At 32.2% G+C, this 15,960-nt stretch carries 16 protein-coding genes; 11 read left to right on the top strand and 5 right to left on the bottom strand.

Annotated elements, in window-relative coordinates; all coding sequences use genetic code 11:
- Window positions 1–11: 11 nt before the first annotated feature.
- Window positions 12–722 carry a CorA family divalent cation transporter gene (locus FQU23_RS07155; protein WP_147673273.1) on the bottom strand — a complete coding sequence of 237 codons (711 nt, stop codon included), beginning with the start codon at window positions 720–722 and terminating at the stop codon, window positions 12–14.
- Between the two features lie 12 nt (window positions 723–734).
- Window positions 735–1,661: a magnesium transporter CorA family protein gene (locus tag FQU23_RS07150; protein ID WP_147673272.1), complete on the bottom strand. Its 927-nt coding sequence runs from the start codon at window positions 1,659–1,661 to the stop codon at window positions 735–737.
- Window positions 1,662–2,130: 469 nt separating this feature from the next.
- Here FQU23_RS07150 and FQU23_RS07145 point away from each other — a divergent pair, with 469 nt between their 5' ends.
- Complete coding sequence (locus FQU23_RS07145; RefSeq protein ID WP_147673271.1) at window positions 2,131–2,424, top strand: hypothetical protein; 294 nt, start codon at window positions 2,131–2,133, stop codon at window positions 2,422–2,424.
- Window positions 2,425–2,434: 10 nt separating this feature from the next.
- On the top strand, window positions 2,435–2,683 hold the full coding sequence (locus FQU23_RS07140) for a zf-TFIIB domain-containing protein (RefSeq protein ID WP_147673270.1): 249 nt from the start codon (window positions 2,435–2,437) through the stop codon (window positions 2,681–2,683).
- 486 nt (window positions 2,684–3,169) lie between these two features.
- Here FQU23_RS07140 and FQU23_RS07135 read toward each other — a convergent pair whose 3' ends face one another.
- Window positions 3,170–3,502, bottom strand: coding sequence for a transposase (locus FQU23_RS07135; protein ID WP_147673269.1), 333 nt, complete (start codon window positions 3,500–3,502; stop codon window positions 3,170–3,172).
- A gap of 114 nt (window positions 3,503–3,616) precedes the next feature.
- On the opposite strand from FQU23_RS07135, the gene FQU23_RS07130 reads away from it, so the two are divergent.
- The 3 genes from FQU23_RS07130 to FQU23_RS07120 all read left to right on the top strand — a co-directional run bounded on the left by FQU23_RS07130 (window position 3,617) and on the right by FQU23_RS07120 (window position 8,909).
- Window positions 3,617–4,108: a hypothetical protein gene (locus FQU23_RS07130; protein WP_147673268.1), complete on the top strand. Its 492-nt coding sequence runs from the start codon at window positions 3,617–3,619 to the stop codon at window positions 4,106–4,108.
- 1,319 nt (window positions 4,109–5,427) lie between these two features.
- Window positions 5,428–7,743 carry a TonB-dependent receptor gene (locus FQU23_RS07125; protein ID WP_147673267.1) on the top strand — a complete coding sequence of 772 codons (2,316 nt, stop codon included), beginning with the start codon at window positions 5,428–5,430 and terminating at the stop codon, window positions 7,741–7,743.
- A gap of 5 nt (window positions 7,744–7,748) precedes the next feature.
- A complete protein-coding gene (locus tag FQU23_RS07120) occupies window positions 7,749–8,909 on the top strand; it encodes a PepSY-associated TM helix domain-containing protein (RefSeq protein WP_147673266.1) in 1,161 nt (386 codons plus the stop codon).
- A 133-nt stretch (window positions 8,910–9,042) separates the two neighbouring features.
- On the opposite strand, the gene FQU23_RS07115 is transcribed toward FQU23_RS07120, so the two are convergent.
- Window positions 9,043–9,219 (bottom strand): histone H1, encoded by a 177-nt coding sequence (locus FQU23_RS07115; protein WP_147673265.1) that lies wholly within the window; start codon window positions 9,217–9,219, stop codon window positions 9,043–9,045.
- A 104-nt stretch (window positions 9,220–9,323) separates the two neighbouring features.
- Window positions 9,324–10,988 (bottom strand): AraC family transcriptional regulator, encoded by a 1,665-nt coding sequence (locus FQU23_RS07110; RefSeq protein ID WP_147673264.1) that lies wholly within the window; start codon window positions 10,986–10,988, stop codon window positions 9,324–9,326.
- A 336-nt stretch (window positions 10,989–11,324) separates the two neighbouring features.
- On the opposite strand from FQU23_RS07110, the gene FQU23_RS07105 reads away from it, so the two are divergent.
- The 6 genes from FQU23_RS07105 to FQU23_RS07080 all read left to right on the top strand — a co-directional run bounded on the left by FQU23_RS07105 (window position 11,325) and on the right by FQU23_RS07080 (window position 15,935).
- Window positions 11,325–12,020 (top strand): hypothetical protein, encoded by a 696-nt coding sequence (locus tag FQU23_RS07105; protein ID WP_147673263.1) that lies wholly within the window; start codon window positions 11,325–11,327, stop codon window positions 12,018–12,020.
- A gap of 315 nt (window positions 12,021–12,335) precedes the next feature.
- Window positions 12,336–13,208: a helix-turn-helix domain-containing protein gene (locus tag FQU23_RS07100; RefSeq protein WP_147673262.1), complete on the top strand. Its 873-nt coding sequence runs from the start codon at window positions 12,336–12,338 to the stop codon at window positions 13,206–13,208.
- Between the two features lie 51 nt (window positions 13,209–13,259).
- Window positions 13,260–14,465 carry a hypothetical protein gene (locus FQU23_RS07095; RefSeq protein WP_147673261.1) on the top strand — a complete coding sequence of 402 codons (1,206 nt, stop codon included), beginning with the start codon at window positions 13,260–13,262 and terminating at the stop codon, window positions 14,463–14,465.
- A 183-nt stretch (window positions 14,466–14,648) separates the two neighbouring features.
- Window positions 14,649–15,128: a hypothetical protein gene (locus FQU23_RS07090; RefSeq protein ID WP_147673260.1), complete on the top strand. Its 480-nt coding sequence runs from the start codon at window positions 14,649–14,651 to the stop codon at window positions 15,126–15,128.
- A gap of 135 nt (window positions 15,129–15,263) precedes the next feature.
- On the top strand, window positions 15,264–15,602 hold the full coding sequence (locus FQU23_RS07085; RefSeq protein ID WP_147673259.1) for a DUF4134 domain-containing protein: 339 nt from the start codon (window positions 15,264–15,266) through the stop codon (window positions 15,600–15,602).
- Window positions 15,603–15,614: 12 nt separating this feature from the next.
- Window positions 15,615–15,935, top strand: coding sequence for a DUF4133 domain-containing protein (locus FQU23_RS07080; RefSeq protein ID WP_147673258.1), 321 nt, complete (start codon window positions 15,615–15,617; stop codon window positions 15,933–15,935).
- The last annotated feature ends 25 nt before the right edge of the window (window positions 15,936–15,960 follow it).

Here is a 15,960-nt window from a genome sequence, read left to right as displayed (position 1 = left end):
GGACAAAACTACTACCTTACATCAGCCCATGAAATATGTGCTTGCTCGGGCGGATACATTAAGTTATTTGCGTTTTCTAACGCTTCTTCATATTCTAAAATTAATTTAACCAAATTATCCTTTACATCTTGCAAAGCAGTTTTATTAACATCAGGAACTACAACTTGATTAACAACATTTTGAGTTAAAACCAAAAGTTTTTTACTAATTCTAGTTTCTGCCTTTTGAAAATATAAATCTTCCAATGAAATTTTGCTATGACTTTTCAAAAAAATAGTTTTTTCAACTTCATCAATTTGGCAAGTTTGCCATTGTGATGGCTCTGTATAAGTTAAAACTATTTGTTTAAAAATAACCATTAATAAATCATAAACTGAATCATACTTTTTTTCAGAATTTGAAAGATTTTCTAAAAAAAGAAACGGCGTTCTGTGAATTGTAATTAATTGATTTTCATTATAAAAAAACGCAACTTTATTTGATAATTCTTCAACCGTCGAAAGATTATCATTTTCATTTGCTGTATAAGCTCTTAGAATAACAAAGTTAAAATCTTTAATCTTTTCAATTTTAGGCAAATGACCAGGTTCTAAACTATCTCTTACAGCAAAGATTTCAAGATTAAACTCTTTTGCAATATCTGCAAATTGTTCCTCACTTGGACATTTAACATCAAGCCAATTAAAATTCTCAAATGTATGCTTTTGACTACTTCCAATCATAAAAATCTATTTTTAAAATAAGTTTTTCTTCTTAAAAAGAAAAACCCCAAATATTGAGATAACTAAAGAAATTAAAATTACAATTATAAATCCATAACGATTTTCTTCAATATGGTTAGGCACATTCATTCCATAAAAACTTGCAACTAACGTTGGAATCATCAAGATAATTGAAATTGAAGTCAATCGCTTCATAATAACATTCAAATTATTTGAAATAACTGATGCATACGCATCCATCATTCCAGTCAAAATGTTACTATAAATATTGGTGGTTTCTTCCGCTTGTTTCAATTCAATTTCAACATCTTCTAATAAATCCTCATTAAAAGCATCACGATGTTCTTTCAGGTTTTTTAATCTTCTAAACAAAATATCATTACCTTTTATCGAAGTTACAAAGAAAACCAAACACTTTTCTATTTGCAATAACGCTTGTAACTCTTCATTCTTAATCGATTTTTCAAGATTGTCTTCGGCAAGTTTAATTCGTTGATTTATTTGTTTTAAGTATTTCAAAAACCAAACGCTAGACGATAATAGCAATTTCAAAACCAAATCAAAATGATTTTCAATTTCAATTTTTTTACGTTGCGTGTACAAAACAAAATCAGATAGAATATCTGTTTTATGAAAAGTCAACGACACAAAAACATCATCTTTAAATACTAATCCCATTGGAGCCGTATTAAAAGGCAATTTTGCATCATCACTCTTAAAAGGAATACGAAGAATTATTAAATACCAACCATCTTCAATTTCAATACGTGGTCTTTCATCAATATCTTCAATGTCGTTGTAAAAAGCTTCGGGAATTTGTAAATCTTGTAGTAAAAACTTTTTTTCTTCTTTGGTTGGACAAACTACGTTTATCCAACCATTTTTCTCTTGCGTTTCGGTTTTAAGTAAACCTTTTTCATTTTTGTAAAATGTAATCATTTTAGGTACTGCCTTTTTTAGAAAGGCAACATATTTCTAAATATACCTATCCCGATTAATTAATATTTTCCTCTGATATTCTTCCATTTGATGGTTTCTTGCACTAGAATGTTTTACTCTATTTTTTTGCAAATTTAATCATTATTAATGGTTTAATTTTAATAAAAAAATCAATTAAGTAAGTAAAATATTTTGTTTATTTTTAATGTCAAATTTAGTTCTAAAATTCGGGCAGCGTACAACAGCCGTCTTGACTAATCGCTGGTTCTGAGTAAATTGAAACTTTATTTTCCATAAGTTTGTCTGCGGTAGCGGAAAGTACTATGCTTCTATCACCGCGATTAGACAAGGCGGCGAAACGTTATAGCCAATGGTAGGACGATACAGCCAAAAATAAATCTTGGACAGAATGATGATAAATTATTTAACTTGCAGACAAAACGAATTTAAACCTTAAAATAACAGAACTATGAAGTATTTTCCGAACAAAATTTTGCTAACTATTGTAATATCTTTTTACTTGACAGCTTGTAATAACTTAAGCAATGAAGTTGAAAGCAAACTTAATGAATTAACAAACAAAACAAAGTCTTTAGATTCTCTAGTTAATAAAGAAATAGACAAAGTTAAAAAACTTGACACACTTATTAATAAAGAAAGTGACAAGGTTAAAAAACTTGACACATTAATTAATAAATCATCTTCTCAACTTGACTCTATCTCTAAAAAAGGTATTAAGATATTAGAAAAAATCACCAATTAATTTATATTTTATGAAATGTCCAAATTGTAATGTGAATTTAGTAATGACAGACCGCAGTGGAATTGAAATTGACTACTGTCCAGATTGTCGTGGAGTATGGCTTGACCGAGGCGAGCTTGACAAAATTATCGAACGTTCTTCACAAAATGTCAAGAATGTACAACACGAAAATTATTCTGACAAACAAAGATATTCTTCAGACAAAGAGTACCAATATAAGAAGAAAAAGGGTTTATTAGGGGAATTGTTTGATTTCTGAAAAAGACAAAAAGCTAATCTAAAAACAAGCTGACTATAAAAGAACCAGAAAAACCACTGGCTATAACAGCTACAAGTAATTTGGGGATTTGGCTTAATGGAAAAATTGGTTTGTATTTGGAAGATTTCGTAAATCCGAAAGATAACGCTGATTTAGCCCCAAACTGCATGTAGCGCGAGAACGTCAGGCTGTGAAAAAACCTCATTTAGTCGCTATTTTGACTTAAAACCATCCTCATAAACATCATTGCAATCGTTCTACTACAAGCTCTTTTTTAGGCAGCAAATTGTAGCTAATTTTTAATAATGTCTTTACAAAGCCTAAAATAGTTCGTAATAAAGACAATACAAGCTTTTGCTTTGTAGGGTGTGTTCCAGTCCTTGATTTTGGCAATTAAATCGGGTACACCAAGAATATTTATCGTGCGTTTGATGTTGTAGACAAGCATAATTAAACTATGCTCCCCATTTACTTTTTCGAGGCCCGTCAAATTGGTGTGATTGTAGCCCCATTGTAGTTCGGTACAATTCCACACAAAAGCCATTGTAGTTCAATATTACGAACACACTCTTTTTGCAGTTTTCTAGAGCTTCGCAAGCCATTTAAATAACCATATAAATATATTTTAAGGAACAGTTTAGTGTCGAAACTTGGACGACCTTCTGTCTTTAACGTTTGAATCTTAAAACCTAAAGTCTGTATTGACAACACTTCCACAAAAGCGTCTACAAAACGAACTGGATTATCTGGTAAAATCATGTCTTCTAAACTTGAAAAGACCATCTGATTGCGCGGTATTCCTGTGATGTGTTGCATCATTAAATATGCAACTTTTCTTCCTTTTATTTTATATTAAGTGTTATATTTGAAAGAAATAAACGGACGTTTTTTCACAGACTGACGTTAGCAGTAATTATAAAAAAACCTCTCAAAATGGTAAAATTATTTTATTATTTACTTTTGTTTAATTGTCTAATTACTTTTGGTCAGAACATTAAAATCGCTGAAAAAGAAAAGATTTTTATTTCTGATTCATTAATTGGAGAATCGGGAAAATTCTATATGGATGGAAAAGAAATTGACATCAATAAAGTAATTTTAAGTCCATATAACATAGAAATGAAAACTTTTTTTGGAAAAACTCCAAATACTCAAGGCGCATATTTAATTGTAAGAAAAACTAAAAGTCAGATTTTATATCTAAATGAATTTATTGAAAAGTTTAAATCAGAAAATGGAATTCTAAAAAAATCAGATAAAGTTATTGTAACTATTGATAATTTCCTCATTGAAAATCTTAATGAATATCAAATTGAACTAGATTGCATTGTGGAAGTAAAAATTCAACTTGATAAAAATTATAACAACAGAAAAACAACTATACCTTGTATTTTCATCTTGACAAATCGAATTCGAGAAGAATAACTACTGCTAATAAGTAAGACTTCATGCGGTCTGCAAGACCCAGCAAGAAGTCGCTGTTGAACGAAACCCGTCGTTATCAGCTTTGGGGAGCTTAATGGGCGTTTCAACTTATGGGGATTGCTTTCGTATTTTACTTTTTACAAATCAAACTCTGAATCGTAATTCGGAGTTTTTTTATGGGACTTATTTGTTTTTTTGGGTCATTTTTTCTGTTTTTAAAGGAAGAAGTTATTCTTTTTATGTGTTTTAAGTCACCTTAGGGCATAGTTTTCCGCTTTACCCCCGCCCTTATATTTTTATCCTAGAAAATCCGGGCAAGGATTTGAGCGTTGGCCGGCGGGAGTGCCCCGCGAGTCAAGTGTGCAACACGAGCGGCTGGGGTCGCGATAGGGAAACCGAAACGAAGTGAGGTTCATCGAACACCAATAACAATAAGGCATTAGTGAGATAAATGCGCCCAAGATTTTCGGCTCCGATAGTTATCGGGATGCAACTATTCAGGCTTGAAATCGAAGATTATTTCATCCGTTCGCCTTTCAGGCTCGGGTCACGAAGTCAAAAATTTAAATATTAACCTGAGTATTTTTTTGTTACTTTTTTTATCAAGATAAATCGAAGATTCAGACACCCGAGCGCAGCGAACAGGCGAAGCAAACACCACTTATAATAAAAGTTATGTGAGCTAAAAAAGTAAAATAACTTTCTTTTATTAATAAATTCAGAAGAGTAGGAGTTGTTCTATTTTCTATACTCTCACATCTCACATCTCACAATACAATACATCCTGCACCATTAATAAATTCAAATTAAATTAATGAGACCTTTTGTTCAAAGAGGCTTGCGGTGCAGGTGTTTGTTGTTTTAGTCATAAAGTCTCCAATCGAATGTCTTAAAGTCTTTATAGATGGTGTTTTATTTTATCGTAGGCGGTTTTTTAGTGATCGGTAATTGGTTTAAAGTTGGCATAGGTATTGCACATCAGTTTAGAAAATGCGGTTTTCCTGACTGGGATTGTTGTGGTTTAGTGACATAAACCACTGTTAACGCTGGGCGTTGGCTGATTTAGTTGTGTAAATGAAGTACTATCTACTGCCAAAATATCAGTCGTATTTTAAAATCGAAGAATAGACCCAACTCTTTTCCAAACTATTTTTTGTTGATAAAAATCCTCCCACTATCTTGTGTTTCAAACCATTTATTGTTAGTTTTTAAAAGCACAATTTTAAAGAAATTTTAAGATTTTTTTGTATCTAAAAAAGAATAAAACTACCTTTGTTTAAATTTATTCTAAATAAAAATAAACTTCTTTAATCCAAAAAATGAACTTTAAACAACTTTTATCACTTTGCTTTTTCTTGATTTCTCAAATTTTATTATCTCAAAATATAAAAATTAGAGTTGAAAACTCTTTAAAAAAACCAATTGAAAATGCACAGATTTTTTCTAACAATAATTTAATCTCAACTACTGGAAAAAACGGAGAAGTTCACATTGAATCTTCTTTAATTCAACAAAAAAAAATATCTGTTACAGCAAACAAATATGAGGGGCTTTTTTATAGTTTTTCAAATTTCAACACTGAATTAGAGTACATAATTACTTTAACTGAGGAAGAAAATAAATTAAATGAAGTTGTGATCACCGCTGGTAGAAAAAAAGAAGATATTTCTACAATACCTTCTTCGGTTACTGTTTTGAATAGTAAAGATATTCAGGCGCAAGGCACAATCAATACTAACCTTTCGTCTATTTTGGGAAATGTTATTCCGGGTTTGGGAACTACGACAAATAAAGCTACTAACGCTGGACAAACTTTAAGAGGAAGGCAGGTTTTAGTTTTAATTGATGGTATTCCGCAATCAACTCCTTTGATGAATGGTCAAAGAGACATCCGTGCTATAGATGCAAATACTATTGAACGAATCGAGGTAATTAAAGGTGCTACCTCTATTTACGGAAATGGATCTGGTGGTGGTATTATCAATTATATTACTAAAAAAAGTCCTTTAGTGGATTCTTTTAGTGGAACAACTTCAGTAGGAACAACTTTCAATCCTATTCATAGTGGAGAAACTTTGGGATATCGTATGTCACAATTTTTTAATGGTAGAAAAAATAAATTTAGTTACGTTGTAGGCGGTTCTTATGATTATACCGCCTTACAAAGAGATGCAAAAGGAAAACCTTTAGGCCAAACCGACGGATTATCAAATTCGTATCAAGCAAACGCTTTTACCAAATTAAATTATTCAGTTACTGACCACTCAAATTTTAATTTATTATATAACTTTTACGGCAGTACGCAACACTCAAAATACATTAGTGAAACTGGAGTTTACGGTGAAACACCAACAATTGGAGTTCGCGGAACCGATTCTGGAGAAAAGGCAGGAACTCCATACAATCATAACTTAATGCTTACTTTTTCAAAAGATAATCTATTTCGAACTACTCAATTAGATGTTTCAGCTTATTTAAATTCGTTTCGTTCAATGAACCGTTATGTTGAAAATTCTTCGTCTTGGTACGGGCCAGGACAAACAAAGATTAATTCGGATAAAAAAGGTTTGCGTATTAATTTAAATACTCCTTTCAAAATTGGTGCAATTCCTTCTGAAATAACTTATGGATTAGATTTATTAAATGATGTTACTTACCAAGATTTAGTTGATGGTCGTGTGTATATTCCGAAAATGAACATGATAAATATTGCTCCATATGCACAATTGAAAATGGATTTATTAGAAAATTTAATTTTCAAAGGAGGAATTCGTTATGAAAATGCAACCGTGAGAGTTGACGATTATAATACCATTGCATCAGGACCAAATGGAGAAGGAAGTATTTTTGTCGAGGGTGGAAAAATCCCATACACTGCAACGATGTTTAATGCTGGATTACGTTTTAACAAATACGAACTTTTCAATCCTTTTGTAAGTTTTTCTCAAGGTTTTGCGATTAACGAATTAGGTCGAATATTAAGAAGAGCTACTGAAAATACAATTGCTAGTTTAGAAACAGATCCTATCATTACAAATAATTTTGAAATTGGATTTTCAAGCAAAATTAATCGTTTAAGCATAACTGGAGCATACTATATTAGTACATCAAAACTTGGTGTTAATTTAGTAGATGTTGGTGGTTATTTAACACCCCAACGTGAGCCTGAAAAAGTTAAAGGTTACGAAATTAGTTTAGACTATAAAGTGTCTAACGAAATTAAAATTGGCGGAAGTTATTCTTATGTTGAAGGAAAAGCTGAATTTGATGACGGAAGTGAAGCTTACTTAAATGGTTCTAGAATTGCACCTCCAAAAGCAACTGGATTTGTGAATTACAAACCAAACTCAGATTGGAATTTACAATTATCATGGGTAAATACAGGATGTCGTGATCGTTTTGAATTAAACAGTAAAGGAAAATATAATAATAGCGAAGGCCCAATAAAAACAGTTAATTTGGTTAATTTATCAACAAATTACACCTTTAACTCAAATTGGTCACTTAGTCTTGGAGTCGAAAATTTATTAAACAATTACTACTACCCAACTGTAAGTCAATATCGTGCTTTAGATACTGAATATGTTCTTGGAAGTGGGATGTCTACAAGTTTAAATTTACAATACCGTTTTTAATACCGATGAAAAAAAAAGTACTTTGGTTGCATAAATGGTTAGGATTAATTTCTGGAATTGTAGTTCTTATAGTTAGTCTTACTGGTTGCATTTATGTTTTTCAGGATGAACTTAAACTTTTAGTTTATCCTGAAAAATATTATGTAAATGTTCCTGTTACACAACAAAAACAACCTATAGCATTAAGTAAGTTAATTGCTATTGCTGAAGAAAACTTAAATAAAGGAGAAAAGGTTACTCGAATAGATGTTTTTCCACATAAAGACCGTACATGGGTTTTTAGAGCTGTGAAAACCAATAAAAATGCTTTTCTCTATTCTGATTATTTTGTATACCACAAACGCGTTTTTATCGATCCATATTCGGGGAAAGTTCAAAATGTAGAAAATTCTAAAAGCGAGTTTTTTCAAGTGGTTTTGCAATTACATATGAATTTGCTTCTAGGCAAAAAATACGGACATACAATTACTAGTTTTTCTGTCCTTTTCTTTGCCATAATTTCAATTTCTGGTATCATATTATGGTGGCCTAAAAAATGGAAAAGAAAAACATTAAAACAACATTTTTCAATAAAACTAAATGCAAAACGCAAAAGATTAAATTATGATTTACATAATGTTCTTGGTTTTTACAGTTTAATCTTCGCATTAGTATTTGCATTTACTGGACTCGTTTTTGCTTTTCCATTTTTAAAAACAATCATTACTACAAGTTTCGATGCTTTAGATAAAAAAGAAAATACGGTACCTAAAAAACTTGCTTTTATTCCACAAAAAACTGAAAATATTCTAGATAATGCATTGTTTTATGTTCTATTAAAACATCAAGAAGCTGACCAATTTTCGGTTCGATTGGAGAAGGAAAAAACTGAATCTCAAGGTATTCAAGTACGACTTGAAGAAAATAAAACTAGCGCATTTTATTGGTATTATTTCAATCAAAAAGATGGCCAATTGGTTAAATTAAAATCATCTGCTAATTTACAACTTGGAAGTAAAATAACCACGATGAACTATGATCTTCACACTGGGTCACTTGGAGGATTAACAACAAAAATATTGGCTTTTATAGCTTCGTTAATTTGTGCTTCGTTGCCAATAACTGGATTTATTATCTGGCTTAATAAAAGAAAAAAGATAGGGTCTAAAAAATTATTATCGCAATAAAAGACAAGTGCTGGCTCTGTCGCATTTGTCAGAATCAAATACGAGTATTTAAGGAATCCAAAAGTTAAACTGCTAATTAACATAATGATTAAAACATAGTTATCCTGGGTCTTACCATTTGATTTTTTCTCGATTACTTCTTCTGATTTTCTACAGAAACTTTTCTAAATTCTTTTAATAATCTTTCTATTTCCAATGTTGCTTTACGAGCTCTAGGCCCTGCAGCTTTAACTCCTCTTTCTACTAGAGATTCAGTTTCTGTTTTAAATGTAGCATACTCGGCATTAATTTTTTGAATAAGATCCTTCATGATTGTTTTTTATTAAGTTTATACGTAAAAATAGTAATTTATGCTGTTTTTATGCGACGTAGCCTGTGAAATTTGAGTTATTCTCTTGTTTAGGGTATCACTTTCTATTCTTCTTTATTAAGTTGTGCTATATAAAAAGCTACGGGCATATTGGCTCTTGCTTTAAAAGCATTCGCAAATCGTTGGATAGAACTAAAGCCGACTTCTTCAGCCAGTGCTTCATTTTTGTACTGTTGCAGAGCTTTACTTTCTTTAATTGTAGTTATAAGGTAATCTATTTTTAGGTCGTTAATATAGGTAGTAAATTTCTTATGTCGGTGATGGTAAATAATAAGAGAAAGATACTTAGTATTAGAGTTAAAAGTAGCGGCTAGTTTTACCAAGGTGATTTCTTTTTCTAGGAATTTCTTAGCCTGTTCCCACTTTTCTAATTGCTTAATTAATTCAGTAACTGCTGCCGCATTGATATCATCGATTCCAGCATGTTGTATTGGGGTAATTTCTTTAATAGGCTGCACGCTTTTATTCATCAGTGCTTCATAATTTTTTTTGTATGTACTTTTCATTTTAAAGTTGCGATAGCTAACGAAAAGAAGAGTTAAGAATACTAGTGTCCCCAGAGTTATGAAGATCAATTTGTTGGAATTTCGTCCATTTACTTGTTGCTCTAATTTTTGGTTTTCAATAATAATGTTTTTATTATCATACTCCTTATTTACTTTAGCGACTAGATAACTGTTAGTTTCACGCAGCAATTGGTCTGCTTTAAGCAATTGGTCTACATAATACAAATGTAGCTTATCCTCTTTTTTTGTTTTGTAGTAGTTAATTAATACTACATAAGTTTGTAACAAATCCCGTCTTATAAATTGTTTACTGTTTAGAATCTGGTCCACTTTATTAAAATAGGGGATGGCCCTTTCATATTTTTTAAGTTCCCAGTAACTTTTTCCAATGTAGAAATTCCCTACAGCCTCATTGGCAAAATCATTGTTTCTTTCTATTTCAGACATTGTACTTTTTAAATTATCAATAGCCTTTTGGTAATTATTTAGAAAATATTGATTCACACCTTCTGAGTGCTGAAAATAAGCGGTCATTTCTGGTCTAGCGCGCTTTGCGCTTTCTTTGATTCCTTCCTCGTTAGTTTGGCTACACAAGCCGTAGTTGCCCACTTTATTATAAGACAGCCCCAGAGAATGGAGTGAATTGAGATAAGGTCTGTCATGATTTTTTTTATAGTAGTTTACACATTCTCTCAATAAAGAAATGGCTTCGTCATAAAACCCCATGTTGTTTTTAAGCTGTGCCATGTTGTATTTAACTTTATAAATGAGGTATTGATCATTTGTTTTGGATATATATTCGTTAGCAATTAGATAGTCATCTAATGCCTCTTCGTGTTTTTTATTGGCAAAGGAAACTATTCCTTTGGTTAAAAACGCACTACCAATGGTCGCATTATCTTTCGTCTTTTTTGCGGCATATACCATGCTGTCAGCGTAAACCGTACGCATCGAGGAGGGGGAATGGTATATTACGTTTTGATACCCATTTTTAAGCTCTTGCCAGTTGTGTTCTCTTTTTGCTTTTTTGATATAAGCAAATAGGTATATGGCAGCTCTGGTACTGTCATTTTTAAACTGATCTATTCGGTCTTTTAAAAAAACAAAATCTTTGTTTTGTATGGAATCATAACCTTTGAACGAGGTATTCTGAGACTGTATCCACATGGGTACAAATAACATTAGTATAAAAAATGGCTTCATAGGACATCATTTAAATTCGGGGATAGTTGCTGAACACTCCTACTATTTTAAGATATAGATACTGGAATATTTCCAACAAAATGTATTTCAAAAATACTATAATCTGCTGATAAGTAATGTTTTATTGGTTAAAAAAAAATAGGTGTGGATTTCGTGAAAATCCATAGTTGAAATCGTGAAAACCCACCACTATAGTGTTGTTTAGGTACTTTAGAGCATTTAGATTTGTTTCGAATTCAAAAGCAAAAAGTTTAGCATCGTGCTAAATAAATGTTCTGTTTACCCGGGTAAATGAACAGAGAAATTATTCTCAGTCACATTTTATAACTTATAATTATGAAAAATTTATTTTTAGGTTTGCTTGTTGTTCTAGTACTGATTTCCTGCTCTACGGATGAATATGGAAATACAGTTGAAGAAGTTAATAGTGTTTCAGTGCAAGAAAGTTCATCGAAACAATTGGGTCCTGCAAATGATGCTAATCCTTACGATGAAGTTGGGAAAAAATATGGTTTTTGGCTTTCGGACTACTATAAGATTCATGGATATTCTAAAACCATTCAAGATTTAGCGACTCAAGTAAATTATATGGGCGCAAAGTTGAAGGCTCCCGATGTTTTTGGGAAAAGCAATATTTTGATTACCGAAGACGGAATTACTATCAGTATTAATAACCCTGAAACTGCGGTTACATCAACACTAGCAGCAGGTACCTTGAGCGAAGCGGCAGAAAGTAGTTTACTCAGCTTTTTTGTCTCTCTTATTCAAAATAGAGAAGCAGAGTACAGTCTATTGTACGATTTCATTACCACATATGAAGCTGATATAATGGAATCTTCCAATCTAACAGACCACGAATTGGAAACAATTTTAGGAATCACCTCAGTTACCAGATATGCACTTGATGCAGAAGGGGAACATAAAGATCGAGATTGGGAACTTTCCGTTGGAAACAAAAAAGTTGCGTCACGGTTTCATCCTTTTCAGGCATCACTTATTTCTGTAATCGTTCACCTGCGTTATTACTTATAATCATTTAGTATTTTAATAACAAAAATGATCTTATTACTGATGAAATTACCCATTTGCTTTTCTTTAGTATTGGTCATATTTAACCTAATTAGTCTCTATTTCATTATAGATTTATTAAGCTATGATGAAATAGTTGGCTATTGGTTTAACGGTCGCAATAAAAGTGCGAGTACTCAAACCATGGGTTTTATACTTTTTGTAATAACCTTGATGAATCTGTATTTCATTTTTTTGATTGTAGTCGAAAAATCAAACGATCACGATTAGTACGATTTTAATTTGACAGTATTCCTTTTTACTTGAAACGAGTGAATTATGATAATGACTTTACTACATATCGATTTAAATGAACTTCCTGTTAGAGGCCTAGATGTTCAAATTCTAAAAGATTGTACGCATACAAATGTGAGCGATGAAGCGTTCCTTATAAATAATACAGTTGTACTTCTTATAAAATCAGGTAGTCTTAGAATTTCATTTCAAGGTGTTTTTTTGGAATTGTTCGCTCATGATTTAGTTGTGCTTTCTAAAGGAGCACCTTTAGCAATTTTATACGCGGATCCTCAGCTAAAACTTTTCTACCTTTCGTTCAGTGCAGCTTTCGCGATAGAAAATTGTAATAAGAGGGCACTTCTTGATGCTTTTTATTTTCTTAGTGGTAAAAGTGTTGAAAAGGTGAGTTTAGACCTCAAAAGTTCTTTAGTGATATCGCTAATCTACAAGTTGATGTATCAAGTAAACAGCGATAGAGCAATTCGGTATGTGGCAACTGAGTTACAGCGAATTAGTTTTAATCTCTTTTTATATGAACTCCGTTGTATTTATGGACATTTTGTGAGTGACTACCACTTGAATTTTACAAGAAATGAAAATTTGACCATTCAATTTCTAAATATTCTCGCCATACATTTTAAAGAGCAGCACAACGTAAAATTTTATGCAGGTGTTTTATATGTAACCCCTGGTCATCTGAATAAGGTGGTTAAACATACTACAGGGAAATCAGTAAAGAAAATCCTTGAAGAAACTCTTATCATGGAGGCAAAAAATGCACTTGAAGACGACCAAATTACAATAAATTTCTTGTCAGAATATTTGGGATTCAACTGTCCTTCGGCTTTTAGTACCTTTTTTAAAAAGCATGTTGGAAAATCACCGACGGTCTACCGGAGCAGTTTAAGCAAGTAGCTCTATTTCTCCCCTAATTAATTGTTTTTCAAAACCAATAAAAACAATTCTATGATGCAAACAAAATACACCTTAGAATGGTTCGATTGTTTAATAGTACAGGAACTTAATGCAAGGAGTGGAGCACTACAATCCATATCCATTGCTGAAAGCAAGGAACTCGTTGCCCATATTTTAAAAGAATCTCGTAGGATTCAGGTTCAGATTAAGGAAGAAATTTTTTCTATTCGAAAAAAGAGACAATTTCGGCATTTGGTTCGAAAATACCATTCCAGTTTTATTTACCTTTTAGATTGTAGCATTGAAAACCAGCAACATGAATGTTTTAGAGAACCCCATCTTCGTATTATCGGTACTACCGTTATTGCTGTGTTAGAGGAATTGTTATCTTTTGTTGAAAACCGTTTTTACAAGTACCTTAGTTTGGATGTGCGTGTTCCAATCACCTATCAAATAGTCTACAAAAGAGAAATTCTGTCCAAACTAGACGTTTTAAAAAAAAATATTTCTAAGGCTCTTTCTGGTACAGAAGAACCTTTACAACTTGTAATTGCAAAACTTTATCAAAAAGTGACATCTGAGCACACGCATAAAAGTACCTACAGGGAAATAGTGTATAGAAAGGAACTTTTGAATGCCTTAGCTAATGATGCGCTACCAATTGTAAAAAGTACTATATACTCGGCAGCAGATGAAATATTGATAGGATTTAATTTTAATTGCCAGGAGTACAGTACTTACTTGAAAAATAAGATACTAAAGCAACTTAATCACTATACTACAATTGGAGATAAGTTTGCCACTATTTTACGAATTCACAAGGAATTTGGACAGCTCAATTGTAAACCCAAAAGAATGTTTGACCCACAAGAACCAAACTTGATAGCGGTTTTATCCACCTGGTTTCAACATGAAATTCGCTACTTGGAGCAGCAAATAAAATCTAAAGAGGAGGAGATTATTGACTCAGCTCCTAAAAGTGACATAACGACAATCGATTCCAATTTTAAGATGGAATGTGATTTGTCGTGCGATCAGATTGCTCTTATTTTGAGAGCTGCAGATGAATCTCGTGTCGTAAAAGCCCGCTCCATGAGTCAGGTATTTAAAAGTATTGTTCCTTATTTGTCTACTCCTTTTAAAAAAGAGCTGTCCTATCAATCTGTAAGAAGCAAGTCTTACAATGCCGAAGACCGTGACAAGGCAGTTGCTATTAAGACGCTGGAGAAGATGATTATAAAAATAAATAGCTACTAATTTTTATTATATAAAATAGATTATATAGCTCTTTTTATCAGGGGTACTAAAGGGTACAACTTAAAGTTGTACTTGTAGCTATAGTTAACTATTTGTTCTTTTGACTAATGAAATCAAACATTAATTTTTTTTTAATTTTTGATAGAAAGAAAGGAAGGAAGTTGAACATTTAATTTTGAAGCTATGTTTACAAACATTTCATGGGGCAATTACATCGTTGTGATCGTACTGCTATTAGTAAGTTGGTATTTATTTGTAGGGTTGCGATTTTACTTTGCAGAAATTAGAGAAGTTGTTACAGGAAAGCGGAAGCTTCGGAATCGCAGGACTAACGACTTAGAGATTCATTATGATGTAGTTCAGCCACCAACTTTTACTGATACCTCATTGCAGCCATCATTTGGAGAGCCAGAAAAATCTATTATTGATATAGATGCTTTTGTAGAAGGATTGAAAAATGTTGTAAATGAGGCAGCTCAAAGAAAATTAGTCAAAACTGAGTTACAGGACCGTCTCAGTTTGCTTCTCTGTAAGCATCCATCTATTAAAAATTCTTCTTTTAGATCCTCAGTCAGTGAGCTGATTATTTCAGAATGTGAAAAACTAGATACTATAAGTTTAAGCCTTGAAGAGGTCGAACAATTATGGACTAAAAATGAATAAGAATACTAAAAAATTGTGGAGGAATTGCCCCTGTCCGTTTCAGTGCGGTATGGCTTAATGTGACAGGAATGAGAAATTGAGACAGTGGCATGCTCTGCATTATTTTTAATGATTTGAACTTTAAAACAAGGTATTATGAAGAAGTGCATCGCGAATTTAAAAAGAGTAAGTCGACAAAAGAGGATTGTCGGTGTTAGCATAGTGTTATTGTTAGTATTCAGTTATCAAGGATATGGACAAGATGGGCTTGCGGGAATTAATGAAGCGAACCAAAAAGTACGGAGTTATTTTGATGCAGGTACTCAGTTGATGTATGCTATTGGTGCATTGCTTGGACTGATTGGCGCTGTTAAGGTGTATCAGAAATGGAATGCGGGTGATCCTGACACAGGAAAAGTAGCGGCCGCTTGGTTTGGTAGCTGTGTTTTTCTAGTTGTAGTCGCTACTGTAATAAAATCTTTTTTCGGGGTTTAAAACTCTATAAATATGGCAAATACAGTATATCATATAAATAAGGGAATTAATAAAAGTATCGAATTCAAAGGGTTGAAAGCGCAATACATCTGGTATTTTGGAGCTGGAATAGTAGTATTAATGATCCTTTTTTCCATTATGTATATAATCGGATTTCCCTCCTATATTTCCTTAGGAATTATAGGTATTGGAGGAACCGTGATGGTTGTGAAGGTTTATAAAATGAGTCATAAGTACGGCGAGTTTGGGATGATGAAAGCGTTAGCTAAAAGACAATTACCTAAAGCAATCAAGACCCAAAGCAGAAGCGTTTTCAAAATGCGAAAACTATAGTCAACGGAAGGAAGAGACAGCTAAA

Source organism: Flavobacterium sp. XN-5 (genome assembly GCF_008033395.2).
Taxonomy (GTDB): domain Bacteria; phylum Bacteroidota; class Bacteroidia; order Flavobacteriales; family Flavobacteriaceae; genus Flavobacterium; species Flavobacterium hiemivividum.
The sequence above is the reverse complement of the archived record's forward strand: the minus strand, read 5'-3'. Positions and strand labels throughout refer to the sequence as shown.